Source organism: Pseudomonas sp. BN606 (assembly GCF_029873115.1).
Taxonomy (GTDB): domain Bacteria; phylum Pseudomonadota; class Gammaproteobacteria; order Pseudomonadales; family Pseudomonadaceae; genus Metapseudomonas.
The window spans coordinates 57,734-80,257 of sequence record NZ_SSOF01000073.1; the positions used below are offsets into that span (position 1 = coordinate 57,734).

20 protein-coding genes are annotated in these 22,524 nt (G+C 58.9%); 18 read left to right on the forward strand and 2 right to left on the reverse strand.

The window, feature by feature from the left end:
- Positions 1-61 precede the first annotated feature (61 nt).
- Genes ribF through ispH form a run of 5 tightly spaced genes read left to right on the forward strand, consistent with a single transcriptional unit; the run spans position 62 to position 5,752 of the window.
- Complete coding sequence (gene ribF / locus E8E75_RS15340) at positions 62-1,000, forward strand: bifunctional riboflavin kinase/FAD synthetase (protein WP_120652996.1); 939 nt, start codon at positions 62-64, stop codon at positions 998-1,000.
- 15 nt (positions 1,001-1,015) lie between these two features.
- Complete coding sequence (ileS, locus tag E8E75_RS15345; RefSeq protein ID WP_120652995.1) at positions 1,016-3,850, forward strand: isoleucine--tRNA ligase; 2,835 nt, start codon at positions 1,016-1,018, stop codon at positions 3,848-3,850.
- Positions 3,843-4,346 (forward strand): signal peptidase II, encoded by a 504-nt coding sequence (gene lspA, locus E8E75_RS15350; protein ID WP_044872181.1) that lies wholly within the window; start codon positions 3,843-3,845, stop codon positions 4,344-4,346. The genes ileS and lspA overlap by 8 nt, the downstream gene beginning before the upstream one ends.
- Positions 4,339-4,776 carry an FKBP-type peptidyl-prolyl cis-trans isomerase gene (gene fkpB, locus E8E75_RS15355; RefSeq protein WP_120652994.1) on the forward strand — a complete coding sequence of 146 codons (438 nt, stop codon included), beginning with the start codon at positions 4,339-4,341 and terminating at the stop codon, positions 4,774-4,776. The genes lspA and fkpB overlap by 8 nt, the downstream gene beginning before the upstream one ends.
- Before the next feature lie 28 nt (positions 4,777-4,804).
- Complete coding sequence (gene ispH / locus E8E75_RS15360; protein ID WP_120652993.1) at positions 4,805-5,752, forward strand: 4-hydroxy-3-methylbut-2-enyl diphosphate reductase; 948 nt, start codon at positions 4,805-4,807, stop codon at positions 5,750-5,752.
- Between the two features lie 72 nt (positions 5,753-5,824).
- On the opposite strand, the gene E8E75_RS15365 is transcribed toward ispH, so the two are convergent.
- Complete coding sequence (locus tag E8E75_RS15365) at positions 5,825-6,340, reverse strand: GspH/FimT family pseudopilin (RefSeq protein WP_153921626.1); 516 nt, start codon at positions 6,338-6,340, stop codon at positions 5,825-5,827.
- 422 nt (positions 6,341-6,762) lie between these two features.
- Here E8E75_RS15365 and E8E75_RS15370 point away from each other — a divergent pair, with 422 nt between their 5' ends.
- From E8E75_RS15370 to E8E75_RS15430, 13 genes are all read left to right on the forward strand, one after another.
- On the forward strand, positions 6,763-7,158 hold the full coding sequence (locus E8E75_RS15370; protein ID WP_280359367.1) for a type IV pilin protein: 396 nt from the start codon (positions 6,763-6,765) through the stop codon (positions 7,156-7,158).
- On the forward strand, positions 7,155-7,685 hold the full coding sequence (locus E8E75_RS15375; protein ID WP_178123577.1) for a GspH/FimT family pseudopilin: 531 nt from the start codon (positions 7,155-7,157) through the stop codon (positions 7,683-7,685). The genes E8E75_RS15370 and E8E75_RS15375 overlap by 4 nt, the downstream gene beginning before the upstream one ends.
- 1 nt (position 7,686) lies before the next feature.
- On the forward strand, positions 7,687-8,250 hold the full coding sequence (gene pilV / locus E8E75_RS15380; RefSeq protein WP_178123575.1) for a type IV pilus modification protein PilV: 564 nt from the start codon (positions 7,687-7,689) through the stop codon (positions 8,248-8,250).
- Positions 8,251-8,252: 2 nt separating this feature from the next.
- Entirely contained in the window at positions 8,253-9,194 is a 942-nt protein-coding gene (locus E8E75_RS15385) for a PilW family protein (protein WP_153921555.1), read from the forward strand.
- A complete protein-coding gene (locus E8E75_RS15390) occupies positions 9,191-9,736 on the forward strand; it encodes a hypothetical protein (protein WP_153921553.1) in 546 nt (181 codons plus the stop codon). The genes E8E75_RS15385 and E8E75_RS15390 overlap by 4 nt, the downstream gene beginning before the upstream one ends.
- A 12-nt stretch (positions 9,737-9,748) precedes the next feature.
- On the forward strand, positions 9,749-13,105 hold the full coding sequence (locus tag E8E75_RS15395; protein ID WP_153921551.1) for a PilC/PilY family type IV pilus protein: 3,357 nt from the start codon (positions 9,749-9,751) through the stop codon (positions 13,103-13,105).
- Positions 13,106-13,373: 268 nt separating this feature from the next.
- Positions 13,374-14,465, forward strand: a complete 1,092-nt coding sequence (thiO, locus tag E8E75_RS15400) for a glycine oxidase ThiO (protein WP_153921549.1) — start codon at positions 13,374-13,376, stop codon at positions 14,463-14,465.
- Positions 14,466-14,725: 260 nt separating this feature from the next.
- On the forward strand, positions 14,726-15,193 hold the full coding sequence (locus E8E75_RS15405) for a GspH/FimT family pseudopilin (protein ID WP_256673257.1): 468 nt from the start codon (positions 14,726-14,728) through the stop codon (positions 15,191-15,193).
- On the forward strand, positions 15,190-15,627 hold the full coding sequence (gene pilV / locus E8E75_RS15410; protein WP_153921546.1) for a type IV pilus modification protein PilV: 438 nt from the start codon (positions 15,190-15,192) through the stop codon (positions 15,625-15,627). The genes E8E75_RS15405 and pilV (E8E75_RS15410) overlap by 4 nt, the downstream gene beginning before the upstream one ends.
- 10 nt (positions 15,628-15,637) lie before the next feature.
- A complete protein-coding gene (locus E8E75_RS15415; RefSeq protein WP_153921544.1) occupies positions 15,638-16,669 on the forward strand; it encodes a PilW family protein in 1,032 nt (343 codons plus the stop codon).
- Positions 16,670-16,685: 16 nt separating this feature from the next.
- A complete protein-coding gene (locus tag E8E75_RS15420) occupies positions 16,686-17,198 on the forward strand; it encodes a PilX N-terminal domain-containing pilus assembly protein (protein WP_280359372.1) in 513 nt (170 codons plus the stop codon).
- A gap of 16 nt (positions 17,199-17,214) precedes the next feature.
- Positions 17,215-20,667 (forward strand): PilC/PilY family type IV pilus protein, encoded by a 3,453-nt coding sequence (locus E8E75_RS15425; protein WP_178123572.1) that lies wholly within the window; start codon positions 17,215-17,217, stop codon positions 20,665-20,667.
- Positions 20,664-21,080: a type IV pilin protein gene (locus tag E8E75_RS15430; RefSeq protein ID WP_153921538.1), complete on the forward strand. Its 417-nt coding sequence runs from the start codon at positions 20,664-20,666 to the stop codon at positions 21,078-21,080. The genes E8E75_RS15425 and E8E75_RS15430 overlap by 4 nt, the downstream gene beginning before the upstream one ends.
- Positions 21,081-21,186: 106 nt before the next feature.
- Here E8E75_RS15430 and E8E75_RS15435 read toward each other — a convergent pair whose 3' ends face one another.
- Positions 21,187-22,524 (reverse strand): sigma-54 dependent transcriptional regulator, encoded by a 1,338-nt coding sequence (locus E8E75_RS15435; RefSeq protein ID WP_153921535.1) that lies wholly within the window; start codon positions 22,522-22,524, stop codon positions 21,187-21,189.

The window sequence follows — 22,524 nt, forward strand, 5'->3', positions numbered from 1 at the left end:
CGCCTGTTGTCCAGCCTCGGCTGTGCGTATAATCGACCACTTTGTGAACAAGACTTGTGCTATGCAGCTGGTTCGAGGTTTACACAACCTGCGGCCCCATCATCGGGGCTGTGTCGCCACCATCGGCAATTTCGACGGCGTGCACCGCGGCCATCAGGCCATTCTCAAGCGGTTGCGCGAGCGTGCGGCTGAGCTGGGTTTACCCACTTGCGTGGTGATTTTCGAGCCGCAGCCACGCGAATACTTCGGCCCTGACACAGCTCCTGTCCGCCTCACACGATTGCGTGACAAGCTCGAGCTGCTTGCTCGTGAAGGGGTGGATCGGGTGCTCTGCCTGGCGTTCAACCACCGCCTGCGTGAGCTCAGTGCCGCCGAATTCGTGCATGCAGTACTGGTCGAGGGGCTGGGCGCCAAGCACTTGGAGATCGGCGACGATTTCCGTTTCGGCTGCGACCGCGCCGGTGATTTCGATTTCCTGCTGCAAGCCGGCGAAGCGGAAGGTTTCAGTGTCGAAGCCGCTGCAACTGTCGAGCTGGACGACTTGCGGGTCAGCAGCACCCGCGTGCGCCAAGCCTTGGCCGAGGGCGACTTCGTGCTTGCCGAGCGGCTGCTGGGGCGTCCATTCACCATTACCGGCCGTGTGCTGCACGGGCAGAAGCTCGGCCGCCAGCTGGGTACCCCGACTGCCAATGTGCAGCTCAAGCGCCGCCGCGTCCCGCTCAATGGTGTGTACCTGGTCAGTGTGGAGCTGGAAGGCAGGCAACTGCCTGGCGTTGCGAACATCGGCGTGCGCCCCAGCGTGAAGGGCGACGGACGCGCCCACCTAGAGGTCCATCTGCTGGACTATTCCGCCGACCTCTACGACCGGCGGATCAGCGTGACCTTCCACCACAAGCTGCGTGATGAGCAGCGTTTTGCCTCCCTGGAGGCGTTGAAGTCGGCGATCGATGCGGATGTCGCTGCCGCCCGTGCCTATTGGCAGGGTACTCAATCAAATTGAAGAGCCTGGACTGAAATGACCGATTACAAAGCGACCCTGAACCTGCCAGAGACGGCATTCCCGATGAAGGCCGGTCTGCCCCAGCGCGAACCGGAACTGCTGCAGCGCTGGAACAGCATCGACCTGTACGGAAAGCTGCGGCAGATCGGCGAAGGTCGCCCGAGGTTCGTCCTGCACGATGGCCCGCCTTACGCCAACGGCAGCATTCACATCGGTCACGCGGTCAACAAGATCCTCAAGGACATCATCGTCCGCTCCAAGACCCTGGCGGGCTATGACGCCCCTTATGTCCCGGGCTGGGACTGCCACGGTCTGCCCATCGAGCACAAGGTCGAAACCACCCACGGCAAGAACATGGCCGCGGACAAGACCCGTGAGCTGTGCCGTACCTACGCCGCCGAGCAGATCGAAGGTCAAAAGGCCGACTTCATCCGCCTCGGCGTGCTGGGCGACTGGAGCAATCCCTACAAGACCATGGCTTTCAGCAACGAGGCGGGCGAAATCCGCGCGCTGGCTGAAATGGTCAAGCAGGGCTTCGTGTTCAAGGGCCTGAAACCGGTGAACTGGTGCTTCGACTGCGGCTCGGCATTGGCCGAGGCGGAAGTCGAGTATGCCGACAAGAAGTCCGATGCGATCGACGTCGCCTTCCCCATCGAAGATGCCGATAAGCTGGCCGCCGCCTTTGGCCTGTCCAGCCTCGCCAAGCCTGCTGCCATCGTCATCTGGACCACCACCCCCTGGACCATTCCGGCCAACCAGGCGCTGAACGTCCACCCCGAGTTCGACTACGCGCTGGTCGATACCGGCGCGCGCCTGCTGGTGCTGGCCGAAGAACTGGTTGAATCCTGCCTGCAGCGCTACGGCCTGGAAGGTCAGGTCATCGCCACCACCAAGGGCGAGTCGCTGGACCAGGTCCGTTTCCGTCATCCGTTCTACGAGCGCCTGTCCCCCGTATACCTGGCCGAATACGTCGAGCTGGGTGCCGGCACTGGCATCGTTCACTCCGCGCCGGCCTACGGTGAGGATGACTTCCGTACCTGCAAGCAGTACGGCATGAGCAACGATGACATTCTCAGCCCTGTACAGAGCAATGGCGTCTATGTCCAGGACCTGCCGTTCTTCGGCGGCCAGTTCATCTGGAAAGCCAATCCGGCTATCGTCGCCAAACTGGAAGAAGTGGGTGCGTTGCTCAAGCACGAATCCATCAGCCACAGCTACATGCACTGCTGGCGCCACAAGACCCCGCTGATCTACCGCGCCACTGCACAGTGGTTCGTCGGCATGGACAAGCAGCCGGAGCAGGGCGCGACTCTGCGCGAGCGTGCGCTGACCGCCATCGAGCAGACCGAGTTCGTCCCCGGCTGGGGGCAGGCCCGCCTGCACGGCATGATCGCCGGCCGTCCGGACTGGTGCATCTCCCGTCAGCGCAACTGGGGCGTGCCGATCCCGTTCTTCCTGCACAAGGCCACCGGCGACCTGCATCCGCGCACCGTCGAGCTGATGGAGCAGGTTGCTCAACGCGTCGAGCAGGAAGGTATCGAAGCCTGGTTCAAGCTGGACGCTGCCGAGCTGCTCGGTGACGAGGCTGGCCAGTACGACAAGATCAGCGACACCCTGGACGTCTGGTTCGACTCGGGTACCACGCACTGGCACGTCCTGCGCGGATCCCACGCCGAACTGGGCCACGCCAGCGGCCCGGCTGCCGACCTCTACCTGGAAGGTTCCGACCAGCACCGTGGCTGGTTCCACTCGTCCTTGCTGACCGGCTGCGCCATCGACGGCCATGCCCCTTACCGCCAGCTTCTGACCCACGGCTTCACCGTGGACGAGAGCGGCCGCAAGATGTCCAAATCCCTCGGCAACGTCATCGCCCCGCAGCAGGTTACCGACAGCCTGGGTGCCGACATCCTGCGCCTGTGGGTATCGGCCACCGACTATTCCGGCGAGATGGCCGTTTCCCAGCAGATCCTCCAGCGCAGCGCCGATGCCTATCGCCGCATCCGTAACACCGCGCGCTTCCTGCTGGCCAACCTGAACGGCTTCGACCCGGTCAAGGACCTGCTGCCTGCCAAAGACATGCTGGCCCTCGACCGCTGGGCCGTGGACCGCGCCCTGCTGCTGCAGCGCGAGCTGGAAGAAGCCTACGGCGAGTACCGTTTCTGGAACGTCTACTCGAAAGTGCACAACTTCTGCGTGCAAGAGCTGGGCGGCTTCTACCTCGACATCATCAAGGACCGTCAGTACACCACAGCCTCTGACAGCATACCGCGCCGCTCCTGCCAGACTGCGCTGTTCCACATCGCCGAGGCGCTCGTGCGCTGGATTGCGCCGATCCTGGCCTTCACCGCCGAGGAAATCTGGCAGTTCCTGCCGGGCGAGCGTAACGAGTCCGTCATGCTCAATACCTGGTACCAGGGCCTGTCCGAACTGCCCGAAGGCACTGAGCTGGACCGCGAGTTCTGGGAGCAGGTCATGGCCGTCAAGGCCTCGGTCAACAAGGAGCTGGAAAACCTGCGTAGCAACAAGGCGATTGGCGGCAACCTGCAGGCCGAAGTCACCCTGTTCGCCGAGGACGCCCTGGTGGCGAGCCTGGCCAAGCTGGGCAATGAACTGCGCTTCGTGCTGATAACCTCGGCTGCTGACGTCCAGCCCCTGGCCAGCGCGCCGGCCGATGCCGTGGAGACCGAAGTTGCCGGTCTCAAGCTGAAGATCCACAAGTCAGCCCACACCAAGTGCGGTCGTTGCTGGCACCACCGAGCCGATGTCGGCCAGTTCGTGAAGCATCCGGATCTGTGCGGTCGTTGCGTCGAGAATATCGATGGAGCCGGCGAGGTTCGTCACTATGCCTAAGGCATACGGCCGACTCGGCTGGCTCTGGCTGACTGCCCTGGTATTCGTGCTGGACCAGGCGAGCAAATGGTTCTTCGAAACCGAACTCAACCTCTACCAGCAGATCGTGGTCATTCCGGACTACTTCAGCTGGACTCTGGCCTACAACACTGGTGCGGCCTTCAGTTTCCTCGCCGACAGCTCCGGCTGGCAGCGCTGGCTGTTCGCCGTGATCGCACTGGTGGTCAGCGGTGTGCTGGTGGTCTGGTTGAAGCGCCTGAAACCCGAGGAAACCTGGCTGGCTGTCGCGCTGGCCCTGGTCCTTGGCGGCGCGCTAGGCAACCTATATGACCGCGTAGTGCTTGGCCACGTGGTCGATTTCATCCTGGTGCATTGGCAGAACCGCTGGTATTTCCCAGCGTTCAATCTCGCCGATAGCGCCATCACCGTCGGCGCCGTGATGTTGGCGCTGGACATGTTCAAAGCGAAGAAGTCCGGAGAGCCTGCCCATGACTGAACATCGCATAGGGCCGGACATGGAAGTCACCCTGCATTTCGCCATCAAGCTGGATAACGGCGACGTGGTGGACAGCACCTTCGAGAAGAAACCAGCCACCTTCAAAGTGGGCGATGGCAATCTGCTGCCAGGTTTCGAGAGCGTGCTTTTCGGCCTCAAGAGCGGCGACAAACGCGTCCTGGCCATCGAGCCCGAGCAGGGATTCGGTCAACCTAATCCGCAGAACGTGCAAGTGATGCCCCGAGGCAACTTCCAGGACATGGAGCTTTCCGAAGGCCTGCTGATCATCTTCAATGACGCGGCCAATGCCGAGTTGCCTGGGGTGGTCAAGCTGATCGACGACACGCATGTGACCATCGATTTCAATCACCCATTGGCCGGCAAGCCACTCGCATTTGAGGTAGAGATCCTGTCGGTCAAGCCGGCCTGATCTCCTGCGGCCGGACGAGGTAACTGCCATGCAAATCAAACTCGCCAATCCGCGCGGCTTCTGCGCCGGCGTCGATCGCGCCATCGAGATCGTCAACCGCGCCCTGGAAGTCTTCGGCCCGCCGATTTACGTGCGCCATGAAGTGGTGCACAACAAGTTCGTGGTCGAGGACCTGCGCGCCCGTGGTGCCGTATTCGTCGAAGAACTGGACCAGGTGCCAGACAACGTCATCGTCATCTTCAGCGCCCACGGCGTTTCCCAGGCCGTGCGCCAGGAAGCCACCCGCCGTGGCCTGAGGGTGTTCGACGCCACTTGTCCGCTGGTGACCAAAGTGCACATGGAAGTCGCGCGCTATAGTCGCGACGGCCGCGAATGCATCCTGATCGGCCACGCCGGCCACCCCGAAGTGGAAGGCACCATGGGGCAGTACGATGCCAGCAATGGCGGCGCAATCTACCTCGTTGAAGACGAGGCCGACGTGGAGCGCTTGCAGGTCCGCAATCCGGAAGCATTGTCCTTCGTAACCCAGACCACCCTGTCCATGGATGACACCAGTCGCGTCATCGACGCGTTGCGCGCGAAGTTCCCCAGCATCGGTGGGCCGCGCAAGGACGACATCTGCTACGCCACCCAGAACCGCCAGGATGCGGTCAAGCAACTGGCCAACGAGAGCGACATCGTCCTGGTGGTCGGTAGCCCCAACAGCTCCAACTCAAACCGCTTGCGCGAGCTGGCTGAGCGCATGGACACCCCCGCCTACCTGATCGACGGCGCCGAGGACCTCAAACGCGAATGGTTCGACAAGGCACAGCGTGTCGGCATCACCGCCGGCGCTTCCGCGCCGGAAGTGCTGGTGCAAGGCGTGATTGACCAGCTCCGGGAGTGGGGCGCCGAGGTTGCGGTTGAGTTGGACGGTCGGCCAGAGAACGTGACCTTCTCCATGCCGAAGGAGTTGCGGGTGGTCAACGTCGGGTAGGGCCCGCGCTCAAGGTCTGGCCAAAAATGCTTGCGAGTGTCATGCGATTTATTTCGCAGGCATGTTGGCGTTTCAGCAAGGGCCCGGCGGTTGCTTGGCCCTGCGCACCCTTCCCGCTGCGTTGATCACCAACTTCCTGACATGGGACTTGCCTTCGCTATGGCAGAGCGTGAGCGTCCCGGCCTGAAAAGCGCCTCCCAGCATGGTTGCCCGGCCAGTCGGTGTGTAACGGATGTAGCGCCTGACGGGCGAGTTACCCTTGATGATGACTCCCGCCGGCTGCGGACCGATTTGTCTGATCAAAGGGTCGCTCTTGTCCCACCGCCCATTTCCATTCTGATCGGCATAGACCCACCAGCCGGTCGACCAGTCTCCGTCCTGGTTGTCCACCAGGACCGCAATGCCTCTCATGACTGATTCATGCCTTGCTAAGACGAGGCTCATTGTCAGTTCTTGGCTGGCGGAGTGTAGTTGCTGGGAGCGGACAAGCTCCGAAAACGCGGGTAATCCGAAACTGAAGCAGATCCCGATGATGGCCAGGGTAAACAGCGTCTCAATGAGCGTGAAAGCGCGAGAGGTGGAGGTCATGGCGTCCTTGCCTTTTTGCCCGAACTGAAGGGGCCAACCTGTCGTCCGCGGTCTTGGTCCGCTTGTCGCCGACAAAAGGACTATGACCGGCCCGCTCTATACGCTCCGGTAAACGAAGGATTTTCTCCACGGCCCTAAGTTGATGTTGTAGGGGGGAATTCTCGGGAATTTGGCTGCAGATCACTTTGTCCGTTGTAGGAAAGGTGCATGCTTTCTGTAAGAGTCCGCTGGAGCTGTAGGTTGAGCAACGAGGGGCCGGCGATGGCGCATCCGCGTTTTGATCTACGACGCTATGCCAGAACGCATGGCTTTGACATGAAGTGGGGGATGGATAATGGACGGGCGCTCTCCTGCGTGAAGGCACCAGAAGACATTAGTCCGAGCCAGGTTTCCTCCTGTCATTCGACTGAGAAGGTATTTCAGTGAAAACAAAGAACGTGAGCGGTTTTACTCTTATAGAGTTGATGATCACGGTTGCGATAGTTGGGATTCTGGCTGCTGTGGCATATCCCTCCTATACCAGTTATGTAAAACGTTCCAATCGCGGGGAAGCGCAAGCCTATCTCATGGCTCTTGCGCAGAAGCAGCAGCAACTTCTCATGGACTCCAGAGCCTACACATCCATCGTTACTAATCTTGAAGTTGATGAGCCTTCCAGCGTTTCTCGTAACTATACCGTGACTGTCAGCTCCATCGGTACTACGCCTCCAACCTTTACTATTACTGCAGCGCCAAAAGCAGGTACTGTTCAAGCTGGAGATGGTAATCTTTCGATCGACCAGAGCGGCGATAAAGTATGGGCGGGTGGCTCTTGGTGAGTACTGTAAAATCAGAATCTTCTGCACATTGTCTCTCTTCGGGACCTGTCCAGAGAGTACTTTGTGAGGCTCGTGCTGAGAAAGGATTTACTCTTGTTGAGTTAATGCTCGCGCTAGTGGTTCTGGCTATTCTTATCGGTATTGCAGTGCCCTCTTATCAGAACATAATTGCCTCGCAGCGTCTCCGTGCAGCTGTTAGCGATCTGCACAGTGCACTGGTCTTTGCTCGCTCGGAGGCTATTAAACGCAACCGCTCCATTACTCTAAGTCCTTCAGAAGATGACTGGGGGGCGGGTTGGAGGATTCCCAGTCCGGTAACTGGGCAGGATGATATTCTTGTTCGTGGGAAAATATCTGGAGTTTCAATCGATAGCTCACAAGATGAGGTTGAGTTTAGTGCTTCCGGGCGCGTTACCAATGCGGTCGAATTTGAAATTACCGTTTCAGTCAACGCTGATGAAGACAAAACCAGTTGTCTGAAACTGGGATTGGATGGACGCGCATCTTCCACCAGCGGAGAATGCTGATATGGAATTCAAGTACAGCGGGCGCCAGTCGGGATTCACCCTTATAGAGATTCTTGTGACGCTTTTGATCCTCGCGGTAGGCCTGTTAGGAATGGCTGGACTGAATGCGCGAGTTATCAATGGGCAGTTTGAAGCGTATCAGCGGTCCCAAGCTCTTAGGCTGGTCGAGGATATGGCCAGTCGTATTCGTAATAATCCAAAGGCTGCGCGAAATGGAGAGTATGGCGGAACTACGATATACGGAGTTACCGCCCAGGATTGTGGGGCGGGGTATTCTGTTGATTATGACCGTTGTACCTGGAGTGAGGCATTGCGAGGTATCGGTGTCAGTTCAGAGGGCGGTACCCAACAATTGGGCAGCATAATCGGCGCCCGGGGATGCATTGAGAATATTTCTGGTGCGGTAACGAATAAGCAAGCTGTTGTCCGGGTAACGGTTGCGTGGCAAGGAGTGAGTCCATCTGTGGCACCGTCATCAAGTTGTGGCGCTGGGGCATATGGTGCTGATGATAGTTTTCGTCGAACCGTAAGTGTCGATGTAGTACTGGCGTTTTTGGGAGATTGAAAATGTTGTCCAAAATCCTGGAGTCAGGTCGGCAGCGCGGCTTTTCCCTAGTTGAGATGATGATTGCCATGGTACTTGGCCTCGTGATTCTCCTAGCGGTATCCAACATCTTTCTCAAGGACAGTCGAGTCCGGGGCGAAATCGAGAAAACCAGTCGTCAGATTGAAAATGGAAATTATGCGTTGCGGTTGCTCGAAAGCGAGTTTGAAAATGCCGGATATTGGGGGGAGGCGGGTGCACAAGATATTGCCGGTACGCCTCCACCCTTATGCCCAACAAGCAAGGCGGACATAATCGTCAGCCTGGGTTACCCGGTTCAAGGCGAACTTGTTTCAGGTGTAAGTTGCGCTGACGAGAAATCGGGGACCGACTTCATAGCCATTCGCAGGGCTAGTACATGTGCAGTTGGAGATGATGGCTGTGCTGCTGCAAGTTCGAATTATCATCTTCAAGTTTCAGCTTGTCAGACTTCATCGGCTGGTGTGGTGGGCTTGAGTACGAATGTTGAAGAGTTGACGGCGACGCAGCGTGACTGTGCTACTTTGGCTCCGCGATATCGGTTTTTAAGCAGAGTCTACTATGTTAGTGATGCGGATATATTGATGCGAGCGGAGTTGTCGGGCGGGAATTACTCCGCGGTGACATCGCTGGTGGACGGAATTGAGAGTATCCACTACGAGTACGGATTGGACGATTCCGGAGATGGAATCATAGATGAATTCAAGAGCAATCCGTCTGGCGTTGAGTGGTCAGATGTCATAGCGGTAAAGGTTTACCTGATTGCAAGGAACTCCGAACCAACTGCCGGTTTTGTTGATGGCAACTCATATATCCTTGGCGATGTTGAGTATGACGTCCCTGATGCACTGAAGGGCTACAAGCGGCAGCTTTATTCTACAACTGTCAATTTGCGCAATGTTGCCGGAAGAAGAGAGCTGCCATGACGCGGATTAATATGAAAGGTAGCCAGCGAGGAGCCGTTTTGCTTGTTGCGCTTATCATGCTGTTGCTGGTGACTTTGCTGGCTGTTAGCGGCTTCAATATTACGCAGACAAACCTCAAGGTAGTGCAGAATATGGAGAGCCGGAATCTTGCGAAGTATGCGGCGAATGCTGCAATAGAAGAGGCAATAAGCTCTGTCCAGTTTTTGAGTTCGCCTGGTTCTATGTTTCAGGAGAGCTGCGAAGAGAGCAATAGAAAGTGTTACGACTTTGATGGAGATGGAAGGAAGGATGTCGCTGTAAAAATGGATACTCCATCTTGCGTCATCGTGCTGCCAATAAAAAATTCGGAATTGGATGCGGATAATGCGTCAGATGCTAGCTGCTTCATACAAGGGCAGTTGAACTCAATGTGCGTCAATACTGTGTGGGAAATGCGTGCCACGGCTACGGATGCTGTGACCGGTGCCGAGGTAACTGTACTACAAGGCGTTGCTGTCCGGGCAACCAGCAATAATGTTGCGACTGCTTGTCCTGACGAATGAGAGGTTGCGTCAATGAAAAGAATAGTCAAATGGATTGATCTAGCGCTGCTTTCACTCTTATTCGTAGCGGGCTCCGCGGCCGCCGAGGATATCGATTTATTCGTCGGTAGCGCCGGCTCAGACTCTGCTCTGCCAAATGTCATTTTTGTCTTGGACAATACATCCAACTGGTCAAGGCAGGCTCAGAAGTGGCCGGGTGGATTGACGCAGGGGCAGTCGGAGGTGCGAGCCATCAAGAACACCCTGCCCAATCTTGTGGATAAAGTGAACATTGGGGTGATTGAGTATACTACTCAGGGTAATGCGAATCAGGATGGTGGCTACGTAAGGTTCAATTTGCAGAAATTGACTGAAGAAAGTAAGACTCAACTGAGTAATACCCTGACGACCATTGAGAATAATATTGAAAATCCCACGGAGAAGAGGAACTCGAATACTCCGTACGGCGATTTGATGTATGACACCTACAATTACCTCGCCGGCCTTCAGCAAAGTGACAGTGGTGCAGGTACCCCGAGCCTGGCGGACGCCAACGCTTATACGACTGCCTATTCGCAGTTCAAGTCGCCTATTACCACGAGCAATCTGTGCACCAACACCTACCTGATATTCATTGGGAACCCGGACCAGAGCGGGCCGGTGACGGATACCAGCAGTAATACCAATGCGCTGAAGGCCCTATACGATGCCGTAGGCGGGGTTCCTGACGGCCTGGCGGGTACCTCGACACCGGCACCACTGCCAATTCCGGGTTTTTCCGTTACGACTGTTACCGAGCCAAGCACCTCGTTGGGTTTTTCCACGCAGTGCTACAAGGACTCCGAAGTCGCTAGCTGTACGGCTGCACAGGCGCTTACGGGGGGGTTGTGTGCAGGCAAGACGGAGTGCGCTTGCAGCACTTCGTCAAAAAGCTCCAACACGACTGGCTGCGTGACCAGCGGTAATCAGGCGAACCGTACGGCGCGCCTCGCTGTTATTCAGGGAGGAGGTACAAGCACCAAAGTAACCCCCAATGGCACTTCGAATACGACGTCTGGTCGTGCTTGGAACTTTGACGATTGGGCAAAGTTTTTGAGTGATTATGGCGTGCCGGTTGGTGAGCCGGATGAGAATGGTAAAAAGCAGCGGATATCCGTTACCACATACGCTATCGATGTTTTCAATAAACAGCAGAATGCCGACCAGACAGGGCTAATGTTAAGTGCCTCCGAAGGGGTTGGCGGTGGTCGATATTTTGCGGCAAAAAATGAGGATGATATTTCAGGTGCTATCAACAGCATCATGTCGGATATTATCTCTGTAAGTTCTACTTTTGCGGCGGTCACGCTTCCGCTCAGTGCTACCAACCGCGCCCAGCAAGAGAATCAGGTCTACATCGGCATGTTCCGCCCCGACAAGCAGGCGGCGCCTCGCTGGTTCGGTAACCTCAAGCGATACCAGATTGTTCTTTTCGATGGTGTCCCGCAGTTGGCGGATGCCACTCGGGATGTCGCTATCAACTCCAACACTGGTTTTGCCACGGAATGCGCTGAGAGTTTCTGGAGTACGGACTCCGGAGATTATTGGTCCGGCCTTGGCATTACTCCTCCACCTCGGAGCCAGTGCACGGAGGCAGGAAACACGCATAGTGTGTGGTCTGACCTCCCGGATGGTCCATTTGTGGAGAAGGGTGGAGTTGCCCAGGTCACTCGCGAAAGCAATTTGAGCAACCGGAATATCCTGACCACCTCCTCGGCAGCTGACAGCCTAGTGGCTATGAACAAGGCTACGGAGGTCGGGGGGCAGACGATCCTTGATTATCTGTTTGGCAAAGCAGCTGGAGTGGACGAGACGGCTGATAGCCAAGGTGTGCGGCCAAGCCTTCATGGGGATGTTATCCACTCCCGACCTTTGACCATCAACTATGGCAACAGCAATGGCGTATACGTCTATTACGGTTCCAACGATGGTCTGCTGCGCTCCGTAAGGGCAACGGATGGGGCAGAGGAGTGGTCGTTCATTGCGCCTGAGCATTACGACAAGATAAAGCGCTTGTACGATAACTCCCCGGTGATCGCATTCCCCAATCAGGACTTCACGGAGACGCCCGCACCGCAGCCCAAGGGGTATTTCTTTGATGGGTCCATCGGGCAGATAGTTCGCTACAACGCTGAGAGTCAGGTTGATCTCGCCTATATATTCCCCACGATGCGGCGTGGCGGTCGAATGGTTTATGGGTTCAATGTGACCGATCCGACTGACCCTGAACTGCTCTGGCGTTTCGGATGTCCGAGCCTGACCAGTGATGGTTCCTGCATTGGTGGGAGCAGTGAAATTGGCCAGACCTGGTCTGCACCGCAAGGCGGTTATGTGGCAGGTTATGCGGCGGAGACAGGCGAAATGAAACCTGTCGTCATGTTCGGTGGTGGATACGATAATTGCCTGGATAGCGACGTGGCGAACTACCCCTGCACGTCTAGTGCAAAAGGGAAGCGAATTTTCGTCCTCGATGCGGAAACCGGCACATCACTGGGCGACGCCGCGAAGCTTTCAACTGATGCACCGATTGTCGCGGACTTGTCGACGGTGGATATCGACTTCAATGGTTCAATTGACTTCGCTTATGCAGCTGATGCCGACGGTGGGCTCTGGCGAGTGAACTTTGCCACTGTCGACTCCAATGGGAATGTAACTTCTCTGGCTCCAGCGAACTGGTCAGTCACGAAGATTGCCAATACGCTCGATCCAACTCGACGCTTTCTGAACCAGCCAAGTGTCGCAGTATTCAAGAATTCGGTTTACGTGGCAATTGGTTCAGGGAATCGTGAGCGCCCGTTGGTAAGCAACTACCCCTACGTTAGTAGCGTACAGGACCGCTTCTATACCTTTGTGGACTTCCCGGCCGTGGCTTCGACTACCGCGGTGGACCTCGACGGTAGCCTGCTCGGAAACGTCACGCAGGTTACTGGCACGACCGGTGGCGCATGTACCGGAAAAGGTCAGCGTGGTTGGTACATCAATCTGGCTGACAGAGGTGAGCAGGTGGTAAACCCGGCATCTATCGCGGGTGGCCAGGTTCTGTTCAATACTTATCGCCCATCAGTCGAGAACGCCAATGCGTGTTCGCTGCGGCTGGGAGCTGCTACGGGGTATCACATGAGCTTGTTCAACCCGACCTCTTGCGACGTCGACAGAACCACGGATATCAAGGGTGAAGGCATGCCGATTCCACCGATCATCACGGTGGTTCCGGTTACCGATAAGGATGGCAACAACGGGAAAACCGTTACTGTCTGCATCGGTTGTGAAGGGCTGGACCCCAATGAAATCGTGCCTGATACCGACCAATCCAGGCGCAGGGTTTACTGGAAGAGCGATGTAGATCGCTGATCCCTATGAAGTCATGAGGTAAAGGGCCGGTCCAGCGACCGGCCTTTTTTTACCAATCGTTGACTGTGTGTCGCCCTGATTGCGCCTTCCGATGACCTCCATGTTGAATTTCTCTGCACGAATGCGCGACGGCGTCTTTCCGATTGCCATCGGTATCCTGAGCATGCCGGATTAGTCTTGTCTTAAAATCCGCATCCCTGATGCCTGGCGCTGACTCCGCATCGGGGTAGGGCGAGATTCCGGTTGATTGCATTGTTCTGGAGGTTCCATGCGCGTGTTGCTGGTCGGAGGAGGGGCTATCGGGTTGCTGTCTGCATACTCGCTGGCGCAGGCGGGGCTCGAAGTCTGCTTGCTGGACAAAGGCGAGTGTGGACGCGAGTCCTCCTGGGCGGGCGGTGGCATCGTTTCCCCTCTCTATCCCTGGCGTTATTCCCCAGCTGTAACGGCCTTGGCGCATTGGTCCCAGGACTACTACCCCGGTCTGGGCCAGCGTCTGTTCGCTGAAACCGGGATAGACCCCGAAGTCCATGAGACGGGCCTGTACTGGCTGGACCTGGATGATGAGGAAGAGGCGTTGGCCTGGGCCGCGCGGGAGGGGCGGCCGTTGGCGCCGGTTGCGATGGACCGGGTGCACGCTGCTGTATCGCCGTTGGGGCCGGGGTATGCGCGGGCCATCTATATGGCTGGCGTGGCCAACGTGCGTAATCCACGTCTGACTCGAGCCTTGCGCGCCGCCTTGCTGCAAATGCCCAATGTATCGCTGCGCGAGGGTTGCGAAGTGCAGGGATTTATCCGGCAGGGGGAGCGTGTGGTTGGCGTGAATACCGCCGAGGGTGATGTCCTGGCCGATCGCGTGGTCTTGGCGGTCGGCGCCTGGAGCGGTGAGTTGCTGGCCAGCCTCGGGCTGGTGCTGCCAGTGGAGCCGGTCAAGGGGCAGATGATTCTTTTCAAATGCGCGCCAGATTTCCTCCCCGCCATTGTGCTGGCAAAGGGGCGTTACGCGATTCCGCGTCGGGATGGCCATATTCTCGTGGGCAGCACTCTGGAACACGCCGGCTTCGACAAGACACCCACGGACGAAGCCCTGGAAAGCTTGAAGGCTTCTGCTTTCGAGCTGCTGCCGCAACTGGCGGACGCCGAGTTGGTAGGGCACTGGGCAGGGCTGCGTCCTGGGTCACCGGAGGGGATTCCCTTCATCGGGCCGGTGCCCGGAGTGGACGGTCTCTGGCTCAACTGCGGCCACTACCGCAACGGGTTGGTGCTGGCGCCTGCCTCCTGCCAATTGCTGGCGGACCTTATTCTTGGCCGGGAGCCCGTCATCGACCCGCAGCCCTATGCTCCCAAGGGCCGCTTGGGCTGACCACCGCCTTTTGCCCAGGGGCTGGGCATCGAATGCTTTGTGCCCCATCTGAGCTTGCCCATTCTTGTGGGCAAGCTCGCAGTTCACAAAACCCAATTTAAAACGAACGTCCCACTCAGCTACTATTCGCCCACAATTTGCCACTGGTCGTTAAATTCGACCGCTTGTCATGGATGTCTGGCAAAGCCGGAGCAGGAAGCTTCGTTGCGCGGGCACTCGCCCGCTCGAGTTCGCACCGTTCAGTTGGGGAGGGGCAGGGAATGTCGCAACGAGGTTTTACGTTGATCGAACTGCTGGTCACGCTAGCCGTGCTCGTGGTTCTGATCGGCCTGGCAGCACCGAATCTCTCCCAATTGCTTCTCAACAGTCGTGCCTCAGCGGAATTGAGCGCGTTTTCCGACATGCTCAACTATGCGCGGCGCGAAGCTGTGCAAGGAGCGCAGACGATCAGGGTGAGCGGGCCGCTGGCCGCCGATGGCGCATGGCAGGTGCTGCGTGAGCGTGATAGTCAGGAATTGCGTCGGTTCGCGCCGCTGTCTTTGTTCGCAGTCGAGCCCGAAGGGTTGCAGAGTGTCCTCTTCGACTCTCAGGGACGCCTGTTGAGTGCCTCCAGGGTGAGTCTCGATCTGGCAGTGAAGGACTCCAGCCTCGATTGCGCTGCCTTTAATCGCACGATCTCTATCGAACTGTCCGGGTCGATCTCCCAGCAGAAGGGGGATTGCCAATGAAGTTCGAATTTCAGCGTGGGGCCTCTCTGATAGAGGTCCTGGTCGCGCTAGTGCTTTTCTCAATAGGTGTTCTGGGGCTCGCGGCCATGCAACTCACCGCGCTGAAGGCCAATCAGACGGCATCCGTGCGCACTCATGCAATCTTCCTGGCCTATGAGATGGCAGACCGGATGCGTGCAGCGCGGGGGGACGCGCAGGCCGGGTTTTACAACTTGGCAATCGATGCCGAGTTGCCTTGTGACCCAGCGAATGAGACTTGCCTGCCGTTCCAGCGAGACCTGGCGGAGTGGCGGGCCAACCTGGCGCAGCAACTGCCCGACGGGAATGGCGGAGTCGTGCAGAACGGTGACCGCTTCACGGTCGTCGTGCAATGGAACGAGGAGCGGGTAGGTGGAAGCAACGCCCAGCAATTCTCCTTCGTCACGCAGATTTGACGGGGTGCGCATGCGCAAGCAACACGGTTTGAGTCTGGTGGAGCTGATGGTGGCCATGGCACTTGGCCTGGTTATCAGCCTGGCAGTGCTCCAAGTATTCATCAGCAACAAGAATACCTTTCTGCTCCAAGGGGCTGTCGGCCACTTGCAGGAGAATGGTCGTTTCGCTCTTCAGTACCTGGCTGCTGAGCTGCGTCCCGCAGGCGTGGGGGTGGGAACCCGGTTGGATGAAGAGGACATCTGCGTGGTGGCCAGTAACGGAACAGCAGCGGAATGGAGTTCGATGAATCGCCCGATCTGGGGCAAGCGTAACGTCGCGGCTGGCGTATTGGGTGCGCTAGGTACCGACGAGCTGTCTATCTTCGCCAACGACGGCTGCGAGTCCTTCCTCACTGCCGGCGAGCTTCTCAAGCCCGCGCAGAACGCAAATCTCAAGGTCACGGCCTATTGCCCGAGCATGCAGAAAGATCATGCGGTGATGGTGTTGGACATGGAAAAGGCGGTGGTCGTCCGCATAACCAACAAGCCGAATTCATCCGGCTCCGGTCAAGTGACCCTCACCCATGCCGCTGGCAACAATGACAAGAACGCCAATTGCGGTGGCTTCAAGTTCTCCGATATCCAGTTCACCAGTCCGGCGCGGGTTGTGGGATTCGCTCATAAAACCTTCTATGTCGCGGATACTGGCCGCACCTCGGTGACCGGGCAACCGGTCCGTGCCCTGTTCGTCCGCGACACGGCGCAGGTCCCAGTGCAGACCAATGAGATCATCGAAGGCGTGGAGTCCCTGCGCACCAGCTTTGGTGTCGCAGCGGGCAACAATGTGGGCGTTCAGGCCTACCTGAGTGCTGCAGAGATTGAGGCGGCCAACCGCTGGCGCGACGTCCGTACGGTGAAGATCGATCTGCTGCTGGTGAGCGAGGAACGGGTTACGGGGGCGCAGGACCAGGCCATTCAATTCGGTGGCGCGACAGTGGCGGCCGATGGGCGACTGCGCCAGGTATTCAGCACCGTAGTCGCCCTGCGCAATCGGATTGACTGACAAGACAAGGATGAATATGCAAGAGCAAAAAGGGGCGGTGCTGCTGGTCTGCCTGATTGCAATCCTGGCCTTGACCGTGCTCGGGGTGACGGCGATGTCCAGTAGCACCCTGCAAGAACGCATGGCCGGTGGTGCCCGGGATTACAACGTGGCGTTCCAGGCGGCGGAAAGTGCATTGCGGGTCGGCGAAGCCCACGTGAGGAAGCAGGTGGAGGCTAGTGTCGACCCGACCCAATTGTTCCTGGCAAGCACTGATTGTCCGGCCGTGACAGAGGCACAGTGGTCGCCTCCCGCCGAACTCAATGCCAAGCCTCGGCAGCCGGTCTGCCGGGTGCGCAGTTTCTACGGCGCCTCGGGTGGAGCGAACTCCTTCATTTGCGAAACCGATGGTTCGATCGCCGAGAACCGCGCCTTCGACTGCCTGAGCCGGACGTATCTGTTCAACGTCGAAGCCACCGGATACGGCAGTGGGGATGCTGAAGTACACCTGCGCTCCACCGTGGCCATTGCCATTCGCAGCCAGAACTGATCGAAGGGAGACGCAAATGATCAGGTCGAGAATCCTATTTGCGGTACGGGTAATGGTCGCCGGTCTGCTAACTGCTGGCATTAGCCATAGCGCCCTGGCGGCCTTCGTACCGTCGCAGGTTCCTTTGAACCTGGGCGGGCAGGTCGAGCCAAACCTCATGTTTATCCTGGACGATTCCGGGTCGATGCGCTGGGGCTTTCTGCCGGACGATCTGAAGCCTTCCTACCTCGAGCGCACAGGCGATTGGTACGAGCGCAAGGAATGCACGGGGCGGGGTCTGTACGCCGGCAACAATCTGCATTTCTGCCCCAAGAGCGGTCATCGCTACCTGGCCTCCAGCCACCTGAACAAGTCCTACTACAACCCGTCCGTGCAGTACCTGCCGCCAATCAAGAACGACGGGCAGCGCTATGCCAATGCGAGCTTCTCGGCCGCATACGTGGATGGTTATGCAGGAGGACAGACGGTCAACCTCGGCAGCGACTACATGGCGATCATGGACGATTATTTTTCGCCCAGCAGCTATGAGTGCCTCAACAGACGCTGCAGCAACGTGGAGTACTACAACGGTTTCGCCGTAGGGGCGGCAACTGGCGGGGTTGCTGCGTTCTATTACGACTACGTTGGCGGGGGCTCCTGCTCCAGCAATCCGCGTCAGGACGCCTGCTACACCGAGCGCAGTGTGGGGGCGGCCGAGCAGCAGAACTTTGCCAACTGGTTCTCCTATTACCGCAGCCGCATGATGTCGGCCAAGGCCGGTGTAAGCCAGGCGTTTTCGGGGCTGTCCGGCGACGTCCGGGTAGGCTACGGCGCGATCAACGTGACAGGTCAGCGTGTCGACGCGGGCTCCACCGACACCTTGGTGCGAGGTGTAAGGCGTTTCGAGGGTAGCGGTCGCTCCGAGTTCTACAACTGGCTGTTCGCTGCCTCGGCTTCTGGGGGCACGCCATTGCGCCGGGCCCTGGGGGATGCCGGTGAGTACTTCTCCCGCACTGATGCCTCCGGACCTTGGAGTTCGACTCCCGGCCAGTCGGGAGGCAAGGAGTATTCCTGCCGCCAGAGCTACACGATTCTGACCACCGACGGCTACTGGAACAACGATGCCGCCTCCAAAAACGCTGCGCGTGCCAACGTGGACAACAGCAACGGCCCGGTGATCAGTGGGCCGGATGGGGAGTCCTACCGTTACGTGCCAAAGTCACCATTCAGCGACAGTCAGAAAGATACCCTGGCTGACGTGGCCATGTATTACTGGAGCCGCGACCTGCATTCCAGCTTGGACAACCGGGTGCCGACCGATCCGTCCGATCCCGCTTTCTGGCAGCACATGGTGACCTTTGGCGTGGGTCTGGGGATGAGTGGGACCATCGATCCGAAAACAGCTTTCGCTGCAATTGGCACCGGCGCTTCTGTGACCTGGCCCGACCCGGCCAGTAGCGAGCCGGCCAAGCTGGATGATCTGTTGCACGCAGCAGTGAACGGCCGGGGTGGTTTTTTCAGTGCCCAGGACCCGCAGCAGTTCGCCACAGCGCTGGGCGATACCCTGGCGTCGATTGCCGACCGCACCGGGTCGAATACCTCGGCAGTACCCAACGCTCGTCGCCTGGACAGCAATACCCTAGTCTATGAGGCGTTCTATAGCAGCGCAGACTGGTCCGGCAAGTTGCTGGCCAAACGACCGACGCAGACCAGTGCCGGGGTGGTATTCAAGGAAGTATGGGAGGCAGGGCAGAAGTTGGGCATAGGTACACGTAGCCTGTTCACCCATGACGGCGCCACAGGTAGGGACCATGGCGTAGCCCTGCGCTGGGGTGACCTTTCGAGTGACCTCAAGGCTCGCTTCGACAACAATGAGGCGCTGTTCAACTACCTGATGGGCAGCCGCGCCAACGAGGCGCCGGCCGGGCTGAAGTACCGCAAGCGCTCGACCTTGCTCGGCGATATCGTCAACTCCACCTTGGTGCTTGCCAACAAGCAGGACTGGGGCTTCCATGGCCGCGTGCCAGTGCCGAGCGATGGGCAGAGCTATGCGCAGTTCGTTGCTGCCAAGGCAAGCAAGGCGCCGGTGCTGTTCGTCGGCGCCAACGACGGATTCCTGCATGCTTTCAACGCCAACAACGGCAACGAGCTCTTCGGCTATATGCCCAGTGGCGTGCTGGATAACGTCAAGCTCCTGGCTAACAGCGATTACAAGCACCGCTACTTTGTGGATGGCAAGCTGCATATCCGTGATGCCCGTCTGAACGACGAGTGGCGAACCGTGCTGCTCGGCAGCCTGGGAGCAGGTGGGAAGACTGTCTTCGCCCTCGACGTTACCGATGTCTCCACCAGTGGTTTTGGAGCCAGCAAGGTGCTCTGGGAGATCAAGGACGACGCTGACCTGGGCTATAACTTCGGCGAACCGCTGGTTGGGCGCATGAAGGATGGCAGCTGGGCGGCCATCTTCGGCAATGGCTACGGCAGTACCATTGATGACTCCGTACTGTTCATCGTCGATCTTGCTACTGGCGCGGTGAACAAGGTCCGAGCAGGAACCTCCACCGGCGGTCTTTCCAGCCCGTCGTTCGTGTACGCCACAGACGACGCCGGCAATATCTATGTGCAGGACGTTTATGCCGGTGACCTCAACGGTAACCTTTGGAAATTCAACCTGAAGAGCAATGGTTCCGGCGTTGGCGATTTCGAGGTCAACCTGAAGTCAGGCAACAAGCCGCAGCCGCTCTATGTGGCGGCCAATGCCCAAGGCGCGCGCCAACCTATCACCGTCAAGCCGGAGATCGCCTACCATCCGGACGGCGAGGCCAAAGGTGCGGTGGTCTACTTCGGAACCGGGCGCCTGTATAGCTCGGGGGATGTCGTGGATCTGGGCACGCATACCATCTATGGAATCTGGGACAAGAAGGCCAGCAATGGTTCCTCCATCGCCTTCACTGGTCGCTCGGCGCTCGAATCGCGATCAATCCTTCTTGAGGGTAAAGCGTTCTCGCGTGATGTCAGGGTCGTGGATGCGCCAGTCAATGGCCTGGATTGGACCACCAAGCGGGGCTGGTACCTCGACTTGACGTCACCATCTCTGGGGGCCCAGGGCGAGCGGATGATCTTCTCCCCGCGCATTCTGCTCAATCGTCTGGTCGTCGAGACTGCCATCCCGTCCTCCGATCCCTGCCAGGCCGGCGGCTCCGGCTGGACCATGGTGCTCGACATGGCATCCGGCGGGCGGCTCAACTACGTCTTGCTGGATCTGAACAAGGACGGCAAGTTCACCGAAGCAGATATGGTCGACGTCGATGGGCAGAAGCTCCCGCCGTCTGGTATCGGCTCCACAGGCAGCATACCCACCGGTTCGTTCGACTTGATCGACCCGCAGAAATATTGGCTTTGCCGCGGTACCGGGGTGGACGATTGCATTCCTGCAGCCAATACCTTGAATGTGCTGGAAGGCCGCCAGTCCTGGAACCAGATTCGATGAAGAGCAGCAAGGCGTTCACTCTGATTGAACTGATGATCGTGGTGGCTGTGATCGGCATACTCGCCGCAATTGCCTATCCCAGCTACACGGAGCACGTGCGACGCGGGAAGCGGGCCGAAGCCAAGGCCGCCCTGATGGAGGGTGCGCAGGCATTGGAGCGCTATTACTCCACCCACAGCTCCTACCTGGATACCAACGGGAATTTCGCTGCCGTTTTCGCCACACAGACGCCCGCTTCGGGCGCGGCCAACTTCACCCTTGCTGCTCAAGGGGCGGCGACCGCAACCACCTTCCAGCTGCGGGCCACCCGAACCGGCAGCATGGCGGGTGACCCGTGCGGCGACTTCCAGATCAGCCACACCGGTGCGCGCACGCTGGCCAATGCGACGCGCACCGTGGCCGAGTGCTGGTAGGCAGTAGCAGGTAAGTTCGTTGTGGGTTCGCCATCCAGCGCCTGCTGCACTCCGGAGGCATTTGTAGGAGCCAGCTCGTTGGTGAGCTGGCTCTTGAGGGCCGGTGTCAGTCGATGCCCAGCTTCTTCAGGCGATAGCGCATGGAGCGGAACGTCAGGCCCAGGCGTTGCGCCGCCGCCGTGCGGTTCCAGCGGGTTTCTTCGAGTGCCTGCATGATCAGCTTGCGCTCGATGTCTTCCAGGTAGTCTTCCAGGTTGTCGATCTGTGCCAGGCTGGCCTCGCCCCCCTCGGCTGGGCCGGTGGCGTCGGCCAGGCGCAGGTCGCGTGCCTGGATCTGGTCGTCTTCGCAGAGCGTGTAGGCACGCTCGAGCATGTTCTCCAATTCGCGGACGTTACCGGGAAAGCGATAGCACTTGAGCTTGTCCAGGGCCTCCGGAGCGAGGCTCGCGGCGGGTAGGCCGCTCTGCTGGGCCAGGCGCTTGAGCATGGTTTCCGCCAGTAGCGGAATGTCCTCGCGGCGCTCACGCAGCGGCGGCACGCTGAGCTCGATGACGTTCAGACGGTAATAGAGGTCCTGGCGGAAACGGCCCGCAGCCACTTCTGCGGCGAGGTCCTTGTGGGTGGCGCTGAGGATGCGCACGTCCACGACTACTTCCTGCTGCCCCCCCACGGCGCGTACGGCCTTTTCCTGGATGGCCCGTAGAAGCTTGACCTGCATGGCCAGCGGCAGGTCGGCTACTTCGTCCAGGAACAGGGTGCCACCATTGGCTGCCTGGAACAGGCCCTGCTTGTCTTCCACCGCACCGGTGAAGCTGCCCTTCTTATGGCCGAAGAATTCGCTTTCCATCAGCTCGGATGGAATGGCGCCGCAGTTGACCGGCACGAAGGGACGCTCGGTACGCGGACCCTGTTCGTGGATCAGTCGCGCGACCAACTCCTTGCCGCTACCCGATTCGCCGCTGATGTACACGGGGGCCTGGCTGCGGGCGAGCTTCTGGATCTGTTTGCGCAGGGAATTCATGGGTGGCGACGTGCCCAGCAGGCGGCCATCCACGGGGGCTTCGCAGTCATCCGGGGTGCTCAGGCGCAGAGCGGTGTTGACCAGTTCGCGCAGGCGGCCGAGGTCCACCGGCTTGGTGACGAAATCGAACGCGCCGGCCTTCAGGGCATTCACCGCAGTGTCGAGGCTGCCGTAGGCGGTGATCATCGCCACCGGAACCATGGGGTGGCGCTGCTGGATGTACTGCACCAGTTCCAGGCCGGTGCCGTCGGGCAGGCGCATGTCGGTGAGACACAGGTCGAAAGGTTCGCGTGCCAGCCAATCGCGGGCTTCCTTGAGGTTGCGGGCGCTACGCGTGTCGAGCTTCATCCGCCCGAGGGTGATCTCCAGCAATTCGCGGATATCGGGCTCGTCGTCGACGATCAGGGCTCTCTGTCGGGTCAT